General features: G+C 65.5%; 17 protein-coding genes. 7 read left to right on the top strand and 10 right to left on the bottom strand.

Annotation, left to right across the window (positions count from 1 at the left end):
- The first annotated feature begins 97 nt into the window (after window positions 1–97).
- Both AB0O15_RS47160 and AB0O15_RS47165 read left to right on the top strand, forming a co-directional pair.
- A complete protein-coding gene (locus AB0O15_RS47160) occupies window positions 98–958 on the top strand; it encodes a Wadjet anti-phage system protein JetD domain-containing protein (RefSeq protein WP_364334498.1) in 861 nt (286 codons plus the stop codon).
- Window positions 959–1,274: 316 nt separating this feature from the next.
- The gene (locus tag AB0O15_RS47165; protein ID WP_364334501.1) at window positions 1,275–1,871 is read left to right on the top strand and encodes a hypothetical protein; all 597 of its coding nucleotides are present in this window, start codon (window positions 1,275–1,277) and stop codon (window positions 1,869–1,871) included.
- On the opposite strand, the gene AB0O15_RS47170 is transcribed toward AB0O15_RS47165, so the two are convergent.
- The 3 genes from AB0O15_RS47170 to AB0O15_RS47180 form a co-directional block, all read right to left on the bottom strand.
- Window positions 1,836–2,981 carry a hypothetical protein gene (locus AB0O15_RS47170; protein WP_364334504.1) on the bottom strand — a complete coding sequence of 382 codons (1,146 nt, stop codon included), beginning with the start codon at window positions 2,979–2,981 and terminating at the stop codon, window positions 1,836–1,838. The genes AB0O15_RS47165 and AB0O15_RS47170 overlap by 36 nt on opposite strands.
- Complete coding sequence (locus tag AB0O15_RS47175) at window positions 2,978–4,075, bottom strand: XRE family transcriptional regulator (RefSeq protein WP_364334507.1); 1,098 nt, start codon at window positions 4,073–4,075, stop codon at window positions 2,978–2,980. The genes AB0O15_RS47170 and AB0O15_RS47175 overlap by 4 nt, the downstream gene beginning before the upstream one ends.
- A 418-nt stretch (window positions 4,076–4,493) precedes the next feature.
- A complete protein-coding gene (locus AB0O15_RS47180) occupies window positions 4,494–5,552 on the bottom strand; it encodes a hypothetical protein (RefSeq protein ID WP_364334510.1) in 1,059 nt (352 codons plus the stop codon).
- Between the two features lie 345 nt (window positions 5,553–5,897).
- Here AB0O15_RS47180 and AB0O15_RS47185 point away from each other — a divergent pair, with 345 nt between their 5' ends.
- The 4 genes from AB0O15_RS47185 to AB0O15_RS47200 all read left to right on the top strand — a co-directional run bounded on the left by AB0O15_RS47185 (window position 5,898) and on the right by AB0O15_RS47200 (window position 8,673).
- Window positions 5,898–6,122: a hypothetical protein gene (locus tag AB0O15_RS47185; RefSeq protein ID WP_364334513.1), complete on the top strand. Its 225-nt coding sequence runs from the start codon at window positions 5,898–5,900 to the stop codon at window positions 6,120–6,122.
- Entirely contained in the window at window positions 6,119–6,643 is a 525-nt protein-coding gene (locus tag AB0O15_RS47190; RefSeq protein ID WP_364334516.1) for a DUF6036 family nucleotidyltransferase, read from the top strand. Before AB0O15_RS47185 ends, AB0O15_RS47190 begins: the two co-directional genes overlap by 4 nt.
- A 993-nt stretch (window positions 6,644–7,636) precedes the next feature.
- On the top strand, window positions 7,637–8,125 hold the full coding sequence (locus AB0O15_RS47195; protein WP_364334519.1) for a hypothetical protein: 489 nt from the start codon (window positions 7,637–7,639) through the stop codon (window positions 8,123–8,125).
- 170 nt (window positions 8,126–8,295) lie between these two features.
- On the top strand, window positions 8,296–8,673 hold the full coding sequence (locus tag AB0O15_RS47200) for a hypothetical protein (protein WP_364334522.1): 378 nt from the start codon (window positions 8,296–8,298) through the stop codon (window positions 8,671–8,673).
- A gap of 247 nt (window positions 8,674–8,920) precedes the next feature.
- Here AB0O15_RS47200 and AB0O15_RS47205 read toward each other — a convergent pair whose 3' ends face one another.
- The 6 genes from AB0O15_RS47205 to AB0O15_RS47230 all read right to left on the bottom strand — a co-directional run bounded on the left by AB0O15_RS47205 (window position 8,921) and on the right by AB0O15_RS47230 (window position 14,238).
- Window positions 8,921–9,472 (bottom strand): hypothetical protein, encoded by a 552-nt coding sequence (locus AB0O15_RS47205; RefSeq protein ID WP_364334525.1) that lies wholly within the window; start codon window positions 9,470–9,472, stop codon window positions 8,921–8,923.
- A 249-nt stretch (window positions 9,473–9,721) separates the two neighbouring features.
- Window positions 9,722–10,201, bottom strand: coding sequence for a helix-turn-helix domain-containing protein (locus tag AB0O15_RS47210; RefSeq protein ID WP_364334528.1), 480 nt, complete (start codon window positions 10,199–10,201; stop codon window positions 9,722–9,724).
- Window positions 10,202–10,257: 56 nt separating this feature from the next.
- Window positions 10,258–10,629, bottom strand: a complete 372-nt coding sequence (locus tag AB0O15_RS47215; protein ID WP_364334531.1) for a nuclear transport factor 2 family protein — start codon at window positions 10,627–10,629, stop codon at window positions 10,258–10,260.
- 764 nt (window positions 10,630–11,393) lie between these two features.
- Entirely contained in the window at window positions 11,394–12,164 is a 771-nt protein-coding gene (locus AB0O15_RS47220) for an SGNH/GDSL hydrolase family protein (protein ID WP_364334534.1), read from the bottom strand.
- An 80-nt stretch (window positions 12,165–12,244) separates the two neighbouring features.
- Window positions 12,245–13,072 carry a mycofactocin-coupled SDR family oxidoreductase gene (locus AB0O15_RS47225; RefSeq protein WP_364334537.1) on the bottom strand — a complete coding sequence of 276 codons (828 nt, stop codon included), beginning with the start codon at window positions 13,070–13,072 and terminating at the stop codon, window positions 12,245–12,247.
- 467 nt (window positions 13,073–13,539) lie between these two features.
- The gene (locus AB0O15_RS47230; RefSeq protein ID WP_364334540.1) at window positions 13,540–14,238 is read right to left on the bottom strand and encodes an alpha/beta hydrolase; all 699 of its coding nucleotides are present in this window, start codon (window positions 14,236–14,238) and stop codon (window positions 13,540–13,542) included.
- A 204-nt stretch (window positions 14,239–14,442) separates the two neighbouring features.
- Here AB0O15_RS47230 and AB0O15_RS47235 point away from each other — a divergent pair, with 204 nt between their 5' ends.
- Window positions 14,443–14,778, top strand: a complete 336-nt coding sequence (locus tag AB0O15_RS47235) for a hypothetical protein (RefSeq protein ID WP_364334543.1) — start codon at window positions 14,443–14,445, stop codon at window positions 14,776–14,778.
- Window positions 14,779–14,857: 79 nt separating this feature from the next.
- Here AB0O15_RS47235 and AB0O15_RS47240 read toward each other — a convergent pair whose 3' ends face one another.
- A complete protein-coding gene (locus AB0O15_RS47240) occupies window positions 14,858–16,048 on the bottom strand; it encodes an amidohydrolase family protein (RefSeq protein WP_364334546.1) in 1,191 nt (396 codons plus the stop codon).
- Between the last annotated feature and the right edge of the window lie 877 nt (window positions 16,049–16,925).

Here is a 16,925-nt window from a genome sequence, read left to right on the forward strand (position 1 = left end):
CACGCTCACGCAGCTCATCGGGGTACTTCTTCGGTGCCGGCATAGCTGAATCTTCTCCCAGGTTTCGATGTCTCCATCAAACCCGGGGCGGAACACAGTGACCGGGAAGGTACGACGATTCACCGACCTGCTGACCCACACCCGCGCCACGGCGCCCCTGCTGGCCGACATGATCGCCGCACACCCGCACAAGGTGCTGGCCCATGAAGCCGACTGGATTCAGCTCCTGCGAACCGCGTTGTGGATCGAAGCGAACGCCACCCCACAGACCTACCTACGCCAAATCGACGTCCCCGGCGTCGACACCAAATACATCGAACAACGCCGCGCCATCCTCGCCGACATACTCGACCGGCTCCTGCCCGGACAACGCATCGACCGAACACAGCCACCAGCGAACTTCGCCGCCCGCTACCGGATGCGCACCAAACCCGCCTACATCCGAATGCGCCTACTCGACCCAGACGCCGGCACCCCGTTCACCGAAATGACCGTCCGCGCCGAAGAACTCGCACTCCACCCACCGCAGGCACCGACGATCCTGGTCGTCGAAAACGAGACCACCTTCCTCGCACTACCCCCGGTCCCCGGCACCACCGCCATCCTCGGCGGCGGCTACGCCGTCCCCGTCCTACAGCAACTACCCTGGCTCGCTCAACGTCGGCTCTACTACTGGGGCGACCTCGACACCCACGGCTTCGCCATCCTCCACCGCCTCCGCCGCAGCTTCCCCCACACCACCTCACTGCTCATGGACCGCGCGACGCTGCTGAACCACCGCGACCACTGGGTTCGCGAACCCCGCCCCACCGCCGAAGCCCTGCCGACACTCGACGACGACGAAGCGGCGCTCTACCACGACCTCGTCCACCACCGCATCGGCGACGCCGTCCGCCTCGAACAGGAATTGATTCGCTACTCGACCATCAACGCCGCCCTGCGCGAACTTGCACCGTAGAGCAGCGGGACTCGAGAGGGCCTGCCGCGACCTCGCGCAGTCGTTGGTCCTCGCCGTTGACGCCGCCCACACAGCATGTTGTGGCCGTGCTGAGGTCGCTGGGCGCCGGTGGGGTTTGGCGCTGAACAGGTGAATCCTGCAGTGGCGTTACCAACTCTCCACCAGCCTCGAACGCTCGTTCGATAGGCTGTTGAGCAGGGGTTTGTACCCGAGCTGACACTGGGGGCGACTCACGGTAGTGGGGTGAGTGCTCATCCGGTAGTGCGGTAGGAGGCATCATGGACAACTATCGGATCATGCTCAGAAAGGACGCTAAATGGCCGGCCAGCACTACAACGGGCCGGTAGCTTCCATGGGCGCTGATCCGCAGGTCATCCAGGCGGCCGACCTTCTGGGCTGGCAAGGGCACCTGGTAACCGACGTCACGTTGCTGGGCACCGTCACTTCCATGGTGGTGACCTTTGACCATCAAGCGCACGCGCGCAGGCAGGAAGCCGGTGCTGCACAACCGGTCCTCGACGCCGACACGCTGGCTATGTGGGAGTGGCCGCAAGCTCAGGGAAATCTCCCGCCGAGCGCTACCTCAGTAGTCGGTGTGCTAGCCGATCATGGACAAGCCGTCACCGCGCGGGTCAGCACCGCCCGTAAATGGCGTAGCTTCAGCGCCAGCGCGATCCTGCTGCCGGCCTGCAAAGCGTTCTCCCGCCAGCAGCAACTCGAATGCGCCTACTCCGGCATCGCCGTGCTGACCCAAGTCCGCGGCCACGTTGAGCTTCTGCATCACGGACATCCTGAGCGACTACCGTCCGCGCGACGTTCGGTGGCGGACAGATGGGTCGAGGAGCACCTGTACGGGATGCTCCTGGCCCGTATGGAGTCAGCGGACGCGCTCCTGCCGGGTCACAGTCGATAGCGCCTCCTGCCACCGCCGAAGAAACTTCGGAGGCTCGAACCTGTCTGTTGTCGCTTCGACCTCCATGTGCCTGACCTGAGCCTGCTGGCAGTGAGCCTGCCAACTCGCCAACCGCTGAGCGCGGGTGGACTCGGGTGTCAAGAGCTTCTCGCGGACCTTCAACAGGGCATTCACCGAGTGAACGAAGGCCAGCTCCTCTTGCCGTTCGTCAGCGTGCAGCGCCAGCAGGCTGATGGGAACGCGCAGGCACGCGTCGCAGTCACATTGCCAGAGAACATCATCCGGATCGGCCTTCGCAGCAAAAAGGATCTTCTCCAGGTTGATGTAGGCCAGGCACTCTTTGATGACCGCCGCGATCATCGGCGACTCGTCGTGCCCGCCACCGCCGCCGCCTTCCTTGATGGGGTAAAGATGCCGCAGTGCCGTGGTCGTGCCGACCGCCGCGGCGAGAGCTCCCGAACATAGCGAGCCCACGGCCGAGATGTCACACCGCAGCAGGAGCACCGGTGGCCCGGCCGAGATGATCTGCATCAGCGCAGCGGCCACCCCGACAAGACTGAACGGATCCTTCTCGTACTCCAGCACCAGCGCGACGGGGACCTCGACATCGGCGAGCTTCTTGACCAGCATCTTCCTGGAGGCGGGGTTGCGCAGCCACGACAGATGCAACGGCAACAAGGCGATCGCATCGCCAAGACCTGCGGCCCGCTCCAAGATGCTCTCGATGCCGGCGCCGTCTCCTTCCGCCACGTATCCGGAATCGGTCAGAACGGGAAGTCCCAGCTCACGTTGACGCCCGATCCAGGTGGCGTCGAACTCCGTCGAAGCTGGAATCCGGTTCTTTCCCGAATACCGTGAGGCATCCAGCAGCAGCGGGCGCCGGAAACCGAGCTTTTCCCGCAAGTGCCGTGCCACACCGAACGCGTCAACCTGACCGACATACCCGCGATGTCCCGCAGCCGTGATGACCAATCCGCAGTTGTCCGTGTCAGCGGTGCGCGCGGCCGGAAGCGCCTGCTGGCTCTCGCACTGGATCAGCAAGGTTTCCCGCAATGGCGCCACGAAGTCCGGAACCCGGCGTGCCTCAGCGGGGGAGTCGGAAGAAGTCACGCCAGGGCACCTGCCGTGCTGGAGTCGCCGGCTCGGCGATGCCCCATGTAGTGGTACTCGAATGGCTCAGGCAGCATCAGCGCCACACCGGCGATAGTCCGCACGGAACGCTGCAGCCTGTCGAGATGAACGTCGACAGCAGTATCGATCAACTGTGGGTTCTCCTCTGGGAGGACGCCGGGCTCCACCAGACGCCAGCCAAGCGTGTTCAGTCTCATCCGAAATGCCCGATGAGTTCCCTCATCGATGGTGCCAGAGCGCTTAGCGATCTCGATCAGTGCAGCAATCGACATACCCCAATGTAGTTTGAGGTTGATCAGGGGCCGAAAATCACGTTCAGTCAACCCCGTCAGGAAGGGACGTATCGCGGTCTGCGGCGCGAGCAGCTCACGGGCGAAGCGATTCGCCTCGTCTTCGACGAGATCATCGCCCGTTGACACCTGCCAGCCATGAAGAACCAGATGGCCAGCCTCGTGCGCAACGCTGAAACGCTGCCGATCGGCAGGCAATGCCGTATTGATGACGATGATCGGTCGTCGACCCGGCACGCGCAAGCTCACGCCATCCTGAGCGTCCGTACCCAAATCGCGACGGACGACGACGATACCGAACGATTCGACCAACCGGAGCACATCTGGCACGGGCACGTTGCGCCCGAGGCCGGCCTCTACACGGACACGCTGAGCCGCCTCCGCAGGATCGAACCTCTCCACGGGCAACTCCGGAAACCCCACTCCGGGTGCCGAGGTCGCCTCCTCCAGCAGCCGAGTGGCGGACAAACTGATCAGCTGGGTCAAACCCTCTACGCGCCGTGCGCTTCCCGCGGTAAGCCGACTGCGCCGGCGCCGATGATGCACGCACGAGACCCCAGTGCCGAAGTGCGGATCTCGGACCGCAAGCAGGTCGATCGGCACCTCGAGCGCGGAGGCGACCGCAGCCAGCGACTCGCCCTCGATCTCGGCCTGCCCACTCTCGACCTTGGACAGATACCCCTGAGACAGCCCCGATGCCTCGGCGAGTTTGGCCTGAGTCCACGCTGCGCCCTTGGCCTGCCGTACCACCGCCAGTGTCGGTCCGCTCCCGCGCACATTCACCTCCTGGACGATCCCCTGTGTCCTGACCGAGAGTAACACGGCACTTGTGAAATATTCCTAGATCATTCCCGGGGTATTCTTAAATCGACGCCCTCGCGAAGATGTCGCCTCGCCAACTCGTCGCACCGACCGACGCCCAACTGACCCCCGACCAGGGCAGCAACACCGCCAACCGTCAACGGCCCAAAGCCGACCTGACCGCCGAACCGCAAGTAAAAGTCGGCCCAGCACAGGCCCCACCGACGGCACGACCATCCAGCCTCCCGCCGGCCTACCGTGCAGTGACTCCGATGGGGGTCCTCGTGAGCCGACACGCGGTCACCCGAGCCTGCCGCGCCCTTGCAGAACACTCCGGGCACCACCGCAATGACCGGAACCCATCAAGGGCTCGCCGGCCTCCAGGGTCAGCCGCTGGCCGTCACCCGCGGCCTATGCTGCCGTCATGGACGAAGCCAGGCGCCGGTTCATGATTACCGCTGAAGTGCTGGTCGAGGTCACCGATGCGGCCACCTTGCGCAGGGCGGCACTCGATCGGGTCGCCGAGGCAGCATTTGTCGCCGACAGCGACGATCAGGTTCGTACTGCTGAACGCGATGCCGTGCAGGCCGACGTTGCGACCGCCCTGAGTTGGCTTCTCGACGCTGATGCGATCGTCGAGGACGCAGTAGGTGCCGAAGTGGTCGGCTCGACCGTATCGGTCGCTGAGGGTAAGGGCGAAGGTGGGACTCGGCGCGAGCAGGTGCTGAAGCGCGACGGTGATTGATGGGACGCCGCCGTCGTGGACCTCGCGCCACCGGTGTTCGGCGGCGTCGTAGTATTCGTCTTCCGGTTGCTCGTAGACGCCGGGCCACTGCTGCTGGGCGAGCCGGCGTTGGTCGCGTTGGAAGGTGAGCATGCGGGTCTGCCGGGGGATGTAGCCGGAGCTCATCAGATAGAGAACATCCTCGGACGTCGTCGGCTCCTCCGGATCTTGCAGCTCGGGAACGAGGGTGTCGAGCAGGTCGGGAGAGCGTCCGAACTGCTGACGTACGTGCTGCCGGTTGCGCAGCATGATGGTGGTGCCGATGGTGAGCAACTGGTCACGGCGGCGCAGCGCGTCGAGTTGCCCCTCGGTGAGGCGGGCGGCGCCGCGGTCGTACCAGCGGGCGGCCTGGTCGAGGTCGCCATTGGCGGCGAGAAGTTCCGCGGCGAGTTCGCACTGCCGTTCACCCAGGGCAGGATCTTTCGCTGCGGCATTCAGTTCGGCGTACGCCATCTCGGTGTCGCCGGCCCGCAGGTGCAGGTCGGCCAGTTGAATGCGGGCGTCGCACCCGTATTCTCTCCCGCTCCGGATGAGGTCGTCGAGGATGGCGCGGGCACGGTCCGAGTGCCCGGCCCGCTGCCAAGCGTCGGCGGCCGCCAGCAGGATTTCCGAGCGCTCATCCGGGTACGTGTCGGCTTCAAGCTCCTCTGCCAGCTTCGTGTCGGCGTGGGCCATGGCGCGGACCGTACTGGCCGACGAGTGCTGATCAACACCGGCGGTCGCCCGACCGGGTAAGACCACAGTCGGCCGTCCGGGGTTCGATGCCTGGAACTGATCGACCGGCGGGGCGGGTTGAGCGTCTCCGGATGGCGGTAGCTCGTACGATCAAGCTGAGGGCGAAGCGGAAGGGAGAAATAGTCGATCATGGCGTATCAACCCATGACTCTGGTTGACTTGGCCAGCCATCTGTCTCGTCAGCCTGACGCGAAGGTCCGATGGAAACATGTGTGGGAGTTTCTTGAGGAATACCGATGGGAGCCGGCCGACAAGCAGTCTGAGCTCCTGCTCCAGGAGCCACCTATGACGGGTGACGCGCGGTGGGACGTCCTGCTCGGTGCGCTCGCGGAGCACCTCGCCGCAAAACTCGACCGATCGCCGCCTGATTGGGTCAGATCTCGAGTACTGGCGACGCCGTGGTTCCCTTCCTCGTTGCCGTCGAAGCGGATGGAGGCGCTCGTCTGGGCGCCTGCCGCTTTCCGCAAGCACGGCGTCTACCTGTCCGTACGCGACCTGGACGCCGCATGACTGACGACGGACTTCTTGGCCGAGCCGAACTCGAGCGCGCTTTGTCAGCGCTGGGCGATCGTCTGTTCCGCCGCGGCGTCGTGGCAGATCTTTTCATCGTCGGCGGCGCCGCGATGGCGCTGGCGTACGACGCCAACCGCGTGACGAGAGATGTGGACGCTACGTTCGTTCCGCACGGCGTCGTCCTGGAGGAGGCCCGCAACGTGGCGGACGCGATGGGCTTGCCGCCTTGGTGGCTCAACGAGCAGGCCAGCGCCTACGTCTCGACGCAGAATGACACAGGAAAGCGTGAGGTCTTCGACCATCCCGGAATTCGGGTGATGGCAGCATCGCCCGAGCACGTATTTGCAATGAAGGCATTCGCGGCCCGCGGGCGCGACGAGGACGACCTTCGCGCACTCGCGTCGATCATCGGTATATCGACGCTTGAGGCGGCGCTCGATATATGCATCCAGTTCTTTCCCGACGAAGAGCTTCCACCCAGAGCACAAGCCATGCTTGAAGATCTCTTCGCGTCCTAATTATGGAAAGCGCCGTAGTTCTACCAGCATGGATGACAGGCGCCGCACTTGATTGGCCGTGGTCACAAGCCTGGTCACAACGATGATCAACTTTTGCCGGATTGGATGAAATCGGGCGGCATGGCGGTGCCATTCTGTCCGAATCTGCGCACATAAGAGCACCTGCCGACACTGCTTAATCGAATTGTAATGCGACTGGGGGTCAAGGGGTCGCAGGTTCAAATCCTGTCAGCCCGACCGAAGGTTTTCGCAGGTCAGAAGGCTGGTCTAGATCTTGGATCAGCCTTCTTCGCGTTCCTGGGGACCACAAGAGTCAAGTGGCGCCGGTCGTAGCGCACCTTGACCGCTGGTCCAGAAACCCGCAGCAAGCAAGTGTTACTGCCGACTTGGTCATTCTGTGTATCAAGGCGCCGCTGACGCGGCGCGACCGTGCCCGCTCGCGCCCGGCCTGCTGGCGGCCTCCGGCTGGCATCGGCCGGCGCGGCGGGCCGCACCATGGCATTCCATCCTCGCTCCTAGAGCTGGACTTCGGGCCGGCGGCAGTCCTGCGGACCCCGGAAGGCACGAGCGACAACTCGGTCGGCCTTCCCCTCTCGCCTCAATGGTCCAGCACCGGTACCAGGCGTCAAGGACGCTCCGCGTCGCTTCGCGATGGCCTGCGGCGACCCTTGACCCCTGGCATCGGTGCTGGTGGAGGGCTCTTGAGAGGGGCCGGCAGAAGAAGCGTTGGCACTGCAACTACCAATCCGGCCGTTCTTGGTGGTGATGAACAGGCCGTCCCAGGGGTCGTGCAGATCGCCGCCCTGTTGTAGGGTTCGGCGCTGCGGCGTAGCTGGGCCGCGCGGACGTGGGCGCGACGATGCTGGCGGCTGCACGCCCCGGGAGTCGCGTTAAAGGAACTTTAACGAACGCTTGCTCAGCGTCATGAACTGCTGCCACATCATTGCTCGTATATCTCGGCACAAGCAGTACCGAGACGAAGAGGAGCCGTGCATGTATCGACGCGGAGTCAGCAGCCGGACGCGCAAGCTGGTGATTGGAGGTGCCGCCGCAGCGCTGCTCGGCTCGGCGCTCGCGGTCGGCACGGGGATGAGCCAGGCCGCCGAACAGGGCAACGCCGGAGCCAGCTCCGGTGACATTAACGCTTTGGTGCCGGCGCTGGGTTTCAGCCCGGGCAATCCGAACGCGACGGCCGACCGTGTGGGCCCTACCGGGGTAGAAGTTCCCGGTCGCTGCCCACCCACTCAAGCCCAAGTGAACGCGCAGGTAGCGCTCAAGAATGCAAACTTTCCGAGTGGAACGGACCTTGAAAGCCGCATCCAACGTTTCGAAAAAACCTTGTCGGCGATTCAAGACTTGAAATGCCCTGCATCTTCCACGACTTTGCTGGGCCGCTTGAATTCCTTGACCGCGCTGCGCGCAAACGCGAACCGCGATAACATCCTGCGTGGTTTGGGTTTGAACGAAACGCCAGCCGGATAAAGCCGCGGGGAATGCGGCGCCGCAAAACGCGCCAGCGAAATGAGCGGCTCGCAGAGCGGCGCCGCGGACAACGGCAACCTGATCCTTCGCGGATCCTGATCCACCGCACGGAACCGCCTCGCCGGAGGCCCTCGCACCACGGGGGTCTCCGGCGCGTCCGTGTGTGGGTCATGCGCGTGGTGATCTTCGGCTACTTCGGCACGCTGACCGACCCCGGCGATGAGGAGTATCGCGAGCCCCTCGCGCACCGCACCGGCGAGCTGCTCGGCGTCTGCCGGCCACGGTTCTGGGAGGCGCTGGCCGGGCGCTTCGGCGAGCGCACCATCGGGGTCCACGGCGGGACGGAGAGCACGCTGAGGGCGGTGGCGCTTTCCTGCGGAGCGAACCCGTCATCCGCCCAGCTCCCCGTCGCGCTCGCGCATCACCGGAGCGGTCATGTCTGCCTCCGCAAGCCGCGGCACCACGCGCTCGGCGTCCTGGCGGAACTCCGGCCCGACACCGTACAGAATTCCTTCGTCCAGGATCTGCCGAGGCCGACCGGTGGCTGATCGCGGCCGGCCAGCGACCGATCACGCTGAGCGCCAACACCAACCCGTCGATCACCGCGGCTTGGAACAGCTCGCCACGCTGGGCAGTGATCGGCACCGAGGACAAAGTCATCCCGGCGGACACGAAGCGGGCCCAGGCGGAATGGGCCGGCGCGAAGGCTTTGCCGGATCGGTGACGTCGAGACGGCGCTCGCGCGGCGGCCGCGGCCGGCCCGGCCAGGCCGGCCAGGTCGATCTGGGCCTGGCACTAAGGGGTGGGGCTCGTATTGGCTTCCGCCAGCGACACGGTGGCCTTGGCGGCTGCGCGCCGCTCGTCGGCGAGGCGATTCTCGGCGAACCCGCCGAGGCCGGGCGCTACGAAGTCGACGATCTCGCCCAGACGCCTGCTCCGTCCAGCCCCCCAACTACCGTCAGGCACCTCGTGGACAAAGACCCACACCCGCGACGCGATGTGAGGCCACGTGCCGTTCTCAGCTTCGGCTACCGCCGTGGTGATGTCAGGGACGATGGAGTTGAAAAACTCGGCATCGACCTGGCCTTCAGGGATGCTGATGTGAAACTTGTAGACCGGCGCAGCAGGGGGTTTGCCGCCCACATAGACCTCGGTGCGATGCAGGAATAGCCAGGCGAGCTGCGCCGCGCGCTGATGACTCACCGCGGCCTGCTCAGGGTCGTCGATGAGATCGACGATTCGCCGTAGTTCGTGGCCGACCATCAGGTCGGTGACCTTCTCGATCAAATTTGCCTCGCCCGCCACCGTGAGGGTGTTCTCGGGAATGTATGCGTCGATCATTGGCATGGTGTGTCCTCTCGGAGATGACTCGATCCAACCTTGGTTCTGAGTAGCTTTGAAAACTCAGCAGCGCACAGCCGCCTTACCATTGCTCTGGACCCGGGTCGGTGAGCGGTGATTGCGAAACACCGCGGGTTGGCGGTGTGATGAACATGGCAATCCGATTGAGGGCGTAAGCGCTGACCACACTGACTGCTCAGCTACGGATCACAGCGCGCAGGAGCAGGGCCATGGCAAGCGGTACCGCCTGGGACTTCATCCTCGGCCCGACGGAAGCGCGCCCGGCCCGGGCGCCGGCGCGATGTCCCGTGCGGTGAGCTCCGAGTGCCCACCTTCGCACTGCAGGGTCACACGCACGGCCCCGCCGCATCCACGGTGGCTGAGCTTGACGGGTGGACCGGCATCATCGGCGACCCAGCGATCACCCCATTGCATCAGCGCGACGACCGCCGGGAAGAGGTCGGTGCCCTTCTCCGTCAGCCGGTACTCGTCGCGTTGTCGGACACCCGGCTCGCGATACGGCTGACGCAGCATGAGACCGTGCTCGACCAGCGTTTTCAGCCGGTCGGTGAGGACGTTCCGTGCACAGCCCACGCCCTCGTGGAACTGCTCGAAGCGCCGAGCGCCGTAGAAGGCCTCGCGCAGAACCAGGAACGTCCACTTCTCGCCGACGATCTCCAGTGTTCGCTTGACCGAGCAGTTGTCGGCACTCCAGTTCGCCCGGTTGAAGTCCATGGCCGGGATGCTAATTGGGGCAGGCCGTCAACCGAAGAGTCGGGGCCGACCCGGCCCTACGCGCGCTCGGGATCCAGGTCGAGTGCCTGCAGGATGGCTCTCGCCGCACGGAATGGGCGGACCATGACAGTAAAATCCTCGATCCGACCGTCCTGCCACGTGAGCAGCGTGACGCCTTGAGCCGACTGGTCAAGCATTTGCGCTTCGAAGAGTAGAGCTTCGGTTTTCGACTCGGAGGAGCCGATAGTTTTCGTGTAGCGGAATCCCTCCCAGGTGTTCCACAGGACCGCAAGCAGCGGTCCGACTCGTTCGACACCGTGGAACGGCTTCCTCAGTACCGGACTGTGGAAGACAACGTCAGGCGCCAGAAGTGACACGCCGGATTCGATGTCGCCCCGATCAATGGCCTCCTTGAATGGACTCGGCACGCGACCACCCTTTCTCTCCGATTTTCATTGCGGTCAGCTGCCATTCAGGGCCGGTGCCGAGGTGCAGCAGGTCGGTACGCGATTTCGAGATAGTAGGCCACTGAGTTGCAAATCGCAACTCAGCCTGAGGTGTCCATGACATTCCTGCTCACGTCCGCCTTACGGCCAGAGAAGTTCTCGATGCGGTCGGCCGGCTCGGGCGCGCAGAAACTATTGCCAGGTGCAGTACCGGGCGCAGCAACTACCGATACTCGCTCGACCAGTGGCGTCACGACCCGGCTTTTGATCAACCGGTAACCAGTTTTTGCGTCAAAGGGCACTCCCGCGCCGACCGCACCTGGACCGCGGAGTGGGGCACCCGCGCCGTGCGGGCGAACCTGATCGACCCGGGCCCTATCGCAGCGACTTCTGGAGTCCCTCGGCTCAGCTGATCAGTTCCAGGAGGCGGTCGAGCCGCTCGGTGGTCGGCGTGCCTGGCACAGGCTGCATCACCAGCAGGCGTTGGACTTCTCCAGCGCAATGGCGGGCCGTTGGTGTCCGGTCTCGGGAGGGCGTTGGGCAACTGTCGAGTGTGCCCGCAGCGCCGGGACGTGAGTTGGCGACCGGGCGGCGCGCCTAGAAGGGGTGATGCGCCGGCCGGGAGCGGCCGGTGCCTGCGCCCAGGGGATCGGATACGGCCGCCCGACAGGCACGAGAACATGTCCAGGCCCGGGCGGTCCGCTGCTCGTGAAAGCAGCGGACCCCTTTGCGGGCCAGGTCGGCCGTCAGTGCTCGTCGGTCTCGAGCTGTAGCCGGCATGCGTAGGCCTGGTGCCCGTTCGCGTTCGGGTGGAACATCATCCGGCTGTTATCGGCGCCGATGATGTACGGGTCGGCGCCGCAGGCCTCGTGGCCGGCGAAGGCCGGGCGCACGTCGACGAAGTCGACACCGGCCCGAGCGCTGGCGCTCCTGATGCCCTCGGCGAGCTGGTCGGCGTTGTTGTTGAGATGAGATCGCCGGGCCGCATCCGGGTTGACGAGGCCGCAACTGCCGTTGCCAGAGTCGATCAGGCGGGGATAGCCGACAACGATGACGCGGGCATTGGGCGCCTTGTTCTGGACTTCCTCGTAGAGCGATTCGAGCGCGTCCGCCTGCCAATGGCGGGCGGCGTACGAGTAGTAATTCGTTTCGTACTTGCAGTCCTCCTCATCAGTGCCGAGAAGGCACGTCCGGAGAGTCTCGGTGAAGTGATTGTCGTTCCCGCCGACGGTGATCGTGACGAGTTTCGTCGCTGAGCTCAGCGTGTCCAGTTGGCTTTCTCGCACCGATTCGACAGTCGCACCCGAGCAGGTCATGTCGTGGAGCTCGAAGGCCGGGTTGTTTCTCTGCCAGATCCGGGGATAGCTGTTGGGATTCTGTTGGCACTCTCCGGCCTCCGGGTCGAAGGGGGAGGCGCCGACGCCGGCGGCGTACGAGTCGCCGATCGCGACGTATTGACCTGCGGGCGAGGCCGCGTGCGCCGAACCGGAGAACCCGGCGGAAGCGGTGACCGTCATGGCCACAGCAGCAAGGGACCGTATGATCTTTCGCATTGTTCCTCTGATCTCGTGGACGTCAGCTGGGCCGGTGGGACCGCTCAGATGGTGGCCGCGCCCGCATCGACCTGTACGATCTCGCCGGTGACGTACCGTGATTCATCGGAGGCGAGATAGAGGAGCGCGTTGCTGGTGTCGTCGCGTTGCACGGCTGCGGTCGGCAGCGCGGTCAGGTACGACGACTTCTCCAGATCGGTGAGCTGGTCGGGAATCGCCATCCCGGTGTTGGTGACCACGCCCGGGCAGATCGCGTTGACCCGGATGCGCCGCGGGCCCCATTCGAAGGCGAGTGCCTTGGTCAGACCGAGCACGGCGTGTTTCGAGGCGATGTACGCCGACAGGCGGCCGGTCGCGAGGAGACCAAGCAGCGAACTGATCAGAACGACCGAGCCGCCGCCGGCCGAGACCAGATGCGGCATTGCGGCCAGGCAGGTGTTCCTGGTGCCGATGACGTTCACACCGAGCACGGCCTTCCACTCGTCGGTCTCCTGCTCCTCGAACGGGCCGAAGACGCCCACTCCCGCGTTCGCCACGACGATGTCGAGCTTCCCGAACTCCGCGACGCCACGGTCGACAACCGCGGTGAGCGCCCTCAGGTCTCGGGTGTCGACCTTCGCGGTGATGATGCTGCGGCCCCGGTCACGGACCATCTTCTCGGTGAGCTCCAGGTCTTCCTCGGTCGCCATGGGGTAAGCGATGTCCTCGACCGGTGCGCAGATGTCGACCGCGATGATGTCAGCGCCCTCCTCGGCCAGGCGGATCGCGTGGTTGCGTCCCTGACCGCGGCCCGCGCCCGTGACGAGGGCGACCTTGCGTGCGACCCGGCCGGCGGCGCTGTCTTGGCGAGCGTTTTCGTAAGCGATACTCATGCGATCCAATGTAGACAGCGGATCGGATGTTTCTCAGCGGTGTTTCCCGTTCTCTTCCAGTCTGTGCCCGCTTGGTCAATGACCGTTGGACCCGGGGCACCACGCCCCTCAGGAGCTCGGCGCGTTCAGCCTGTCAGGCCTGGAAGCCGGGCGGTTGCAGGCTGTCGCGGGAACGGGGCCCGTCCGTGGCAGGCGGGGTGCCGAGCGGCCGGCACCTGAAGAAGTGCGCTATTGCGCCTCTGACGGTATCCGGCATCTGTCGGAGTCAACTCAGCATTGCGCCTCCTCCTTCCACCTGTCGATGCAACCTCGGGGCATCAGCAAGATATGCGGACCGGAGTGCGCCGCCCAGGCGCGTTGCCCACGACGGCCGCAACCGTTGCCCGTTTGGTCATCACTGCTCCTCCCGTCTTCGTGAGCATTTTGGTGGCCATCGTTGTCGGAATCGGCGGGCTCCGCCGTCCCTTTCACGACAAGCCGGCCAGGATGTCCGCGATGGCCTGCGGCTCGGACAGGAACGGGTGATGGCCCGTCCCCAACTCGACGACCGTGTCGGCCCGGCGGGAAAACTCGCGCTGCGCCGCCGCCGGGGTGCCCCGGTCCTCGGTGCACACCACGTACGTCGTCGGCAGGTCGTGCCACGCCACCGCCCGTACGGGCTGCTGGGCGACGGAGATCGTCTGCCGGGTCAGGCGAGCACCGCTCTCCCGGACGATCTCCGGAGGACAGTCCTGGACGAAGGTCTGCGCGAACAGTTCGGGCACAGCACCGAAAGTGCCGCCCTCGGGGTCGAAGTCCAGGAACAGCGGCGGCTCCGGCGCGCCGAAGGTCGACAGAGACTCGCCGGGCTCGGGCAGGTAACTCGACACGAACATCATGTGGCGCACCGACTCGACGCCCACCGCGGCCTCTGCGGCGACGATGCCGCCGTAGCTGTGTCCCACGACCACGGTGGGCTCGTCGCTGTCGGCCAGCACGGCGCGCACCGCGGCGACGTCCTCGGTCAGGCCGGGACCCTGCGGCCCGGCCGGCCGGTCGCCCTCGCCGCAGCTCGGCAGTGCCGGGGCGGCGCTGTGGATGCCGCGCCTCTGCAGGGCTTCGGCGGCCAGGTGCCACCACCAATCTCCGTCACGTACGCACGCCCCGTGCACAAAGACAACACGCATCTTTCTCCCTTGATTTCGGCGTCTGACCACTGGAACCAACAGTAGACGTATCGCCAGTTACGTGAAAAAGTGCAGGCGCGGGACGGCATAAACAACCCGAGATACGCGACCGCATCCTCGACGCCTGCGTGGACCACGCGCTCGCGTATGGGCTGCCCGATCGCCTCGAACCGTTCGTGACGGCGTCTGCGTACGCTGCACCGGTTGTGGCAGGCCATGACCGGCCCACACGACCGCCCCTTCCTCAGCCTGTTCGGCAGGCTCCGTGAGAGTACTGAGCAGCAGCTGTGGCCGGGCTTTCGCCGCGAGGCCACCACGGACTGGTTGCAGCCGCTCGAAGAGGGGATGCGCAGTGTCGGCCGCCCCGAACTCGGCACCCTCGTGCTGGCCCTCATCTTGGACATCGAGGCCACGGACGACGTGTCCCGAGCCGATCAGGCCTTCGACGGCTTCCTTAGCGCGCTCGCCCTCATGACCAACGGCAAGGGTGGAGAGACGCCGATCGGCGTGGCGACGCCTAATGGCGCGGACGAGGCCTGAAGGGCACCTCAGTCAAGCTTTGCCTCACGGTGTCCCGGTCGGGCAGATCCGCCCGACCGGGACACCGTGAGACCGGTGATCAGCGGACTCGGATGCCCGACCTGAACACCGCGCGAACGTCTCGCAGCCGGGCCGGGTCCGCGAGCGGGCTGCCGCTGACCACGAGGAGGTCGGCGTCGGCACCCTCCGAGATCCGGCCCTTGTTCCAGCCCAATCCCAGTGCGTCGGCGGCTCTGCTGGTCACCACGGCGAGTGCCTGCTCCGGAGTAAATCCGATCTGACGCAGGTCGTCGGCCACCGCGTAGGGCAGGACGTCGTGTGGCTTGATGGGGCTGACGCCTCCATCGGTGCCGACCACGACGCGTGCGTCTCGACGGGCCAGCTCAGCGAACGCGGCGCGCATGTCGTCCAGCAACGCGAGCAGCCCCGGCTTGCCCTCCGGCAGGCGGGAGAATCCGAAGGTACCGCTGACTACAGTCGGAGCGGCGGCGATCGCGTCGAGCAGGTCGGCGTCGGCGACCACCTTCCCGTCCCGCAGGAAGGAGCAATGCTCGATGAAGTCGACACCGGTCACCACCGCGTCCCGGATCGACTGGACGCCGTGGGCGTGGGCCGCCACGGGCATACCCAGACGGTGCGCGGTTTCCACCGCCGTAGCCAGTTCGGCCGCGGAGTACTGGTTCTGTTCCAGCGATGAACCCTGGGTCATCTGGCCGCCGCTCGCCATGATCTTCACGACGTCGCAGCCACGTTCGTAGCGTTCTCGAATCGCGCCCGCCAGGTCGTCGCCGGTCGCCTCGCCGCCGAGGAAGTAGCAGTGTCCACCGTGCGTGGTCAGCGGCGGGCCGGCGGTCAAAAGGTGCGGCCCCCGCTCGGGCCGTTCGGCGAACTCCGCCCGCAGTTGAAGCGTCACGTAGTCGCGATCGCCGAGGTCACGTACCGTCGTGATCCCGGCCCGTAGGACCGAGGCGGCTGTCGCCCGCATGCGGTCGAGCAGCGCCGGCCGGTCGTAGTCCCCCGTCACCGCGGCCGTCGAGGTGGCACTCGCGTCGAAGACCAGGTGGGTGTGGGCATCGATCAACCCCGGCATCAGGAAGGCGTCGGCGCCGAAGTCGAGTACTGGCACGTCGTGGGGCGGCTCGAAGCGCCCGGTTTCCACGCCGATTATGCGCCCTTCGTGGATCAGGACCGTGCTGGGGCCGTGCTGACGCGTCCCGTCGAACATAACTCCGGCGCGGACGGCATTCGTGCCTGAAATGGTGGCCTCCATCAACCCTGGACCTGCATCGAGGTCAATTGCTGAAACGTGGTTCGGTCGGACGGTGGCGGACATCCAGCGTCGCGACCCGGATCACCACATCGCGATGTTGCGGATTGTCCAGGCGGTGCAGTTCCTGGCCGACGGGCGGATCGGTCTCTGGCCGAGGGCCGCTAGGTTTCGATCCACCGCTCGGTGACGGAACCAGCTGGGAATCGCCGCCGCCAAGTCGTGCCTGCCCCGATCAGCGAAGCGCGTTGCTGGATCCGAGTTCACGCTGGATGCGATCGCCTGGCAGGGACGAAAGTCGTCCACAGGGCCGGCCAGCGTACTGGCCGAACGGACGCAGGCTGCCCGACGGTGCGAGCGTATCGACCTGCCGCCGGCCCGCAGAAAACGTTGACCGGAAAGGCCGATAATCCGGCGCGGACGGACAACCGTCCATTGTAGAGTGGCGTTGATGTGAATTCTCCTGAACAGCTTTCGGCACTGGCCGGATTCAGTCGAATTTGTCTGGCCGATCAAGCAGATATAACTCGCTCTGACCGGTATCGACCTGCTCTGCTGGACCCACCGAACCACCCGAACCCGTTACCTGGCAACGCAAATGCGCCGTACCAACAACCAGGACCACGGAGCAACCCGGCCACCGGCCGGGCAATACCGCATGCCATGGCCACCAACTCCGCTGTCGGCCAACCACCGCAACAACGCTCGCCGCTTCATCGAAGACGGAGGCTGGCGCCCGACGAGTCGCATCCGGCGCCGTCTGTCAGCTCAGCAATTCCACCATGGAGTCGACCGCGCTCATCGTGTGTGCCGTCCAGTCGGCGACCGCCCAGCGCTTGCGGGTGGCGTGCCGGTAGAGGCGCGGATCGGGGTTGACCGC

The organism is Actinoplanes sp. NPDC089786 (genome assembly GCF_040684855.1).
Classification (GTDB): Bacteria; Actinomycetota; Actinomycetes; order Mycobacteriales; family Micromonosporaceae; genus Actinoplanes.

Excerpts from the sequence above, each read along its gene's own strand:
- AB0O15_RS47205 (WP_364334525.1), bottom strand. The coding sequence starts at position 9,472 with ATGCCAATGATCGACGCATACATTCCCGAGAACACCCTCACGGTGGCG.
- AB0O15_RS47180 (WP_364334510.1), bottom strand. The coding sequence starts at position 5,552 with ATGGCCCACGCCGACACGAAGCTGGCAGAGGAGCTTGAAGCCGACACG.
- AB0O15_RS47195 (WP_364334519.1), top strand. The coding sequence starts at position 7,637 with ATGTATCGACGCGGAGTCAGCAGCCGGACGCGCAAGCTGGTGATTGGA.
- AB0O15_RS47230 (WP_364334540.1), bottom strand. The coding sequence starts at position 14,238 with ATGCGTGTTGTCTTTGTGCACGGGGCGTGCGTACGTGACGGAGATTGG.
- AB0O15_RS47185 (WP_364334513.1), top strand. The coding sequence starts at position 5,898 with ATGACGGGTGACGCGCGGTGGGACGTCCTGCTCGGTGCGCTCGCGGAG.
- AB0O15_RS47225 (WP_364334537.1), bottom strand. The coding sequence starts at position 13,072 with ATGAGTATCGCTTACGAAAACGCTCGCCAAGACAGCGCCGCCGGCCGG.
- AB0O15_RS47165 (WP_364334501.1), top strand. The coding sequence starts at position 1,275 with ATGGCCGGCCAGCACTACAACGGGCCGGTAGCTTCCATGGGCGCTGAT.
- AB0O15_RS47220 (WP_364334534.1), bottom strand. The coding sequence starts at position 12,164 with ATGACGGTCACCGCTTCCGCCGGGTTCTCCGGTTCGGCGCACGCGGCC.
- AB0O15_RS47200 (WP_364334522.1), top strand. The coding sequence starts at position 8,296 with ATGCGCGTGGTGATCTTCGGCTACTTCGGCACGCTGACCGACCCCGGC.
- AB0O15_RS47190 (WP_364334516.1), top strand. The coding sequence starts at position 6,119 with ATGACTGACGACGGACTTCTTGGCCGAGCCGAACTCGAGCGCGCTTTG.
- AB0O15_RS47240 (WP_364334546.1), bottom strand. The coding sequence starts at position 16,048 with ATGGAGGCCACCATTTCAGGCACGAATGCCGTCCGCGCCGGAGTTATG.
- AB0O15_RS47210 (WP_364334528.1), bottom strand. The coding sequence starts at position 10,201 with ATGGACTTCAACCGGGCGAACTGGAGTGCCGACAACTGCTCGGTCAAG.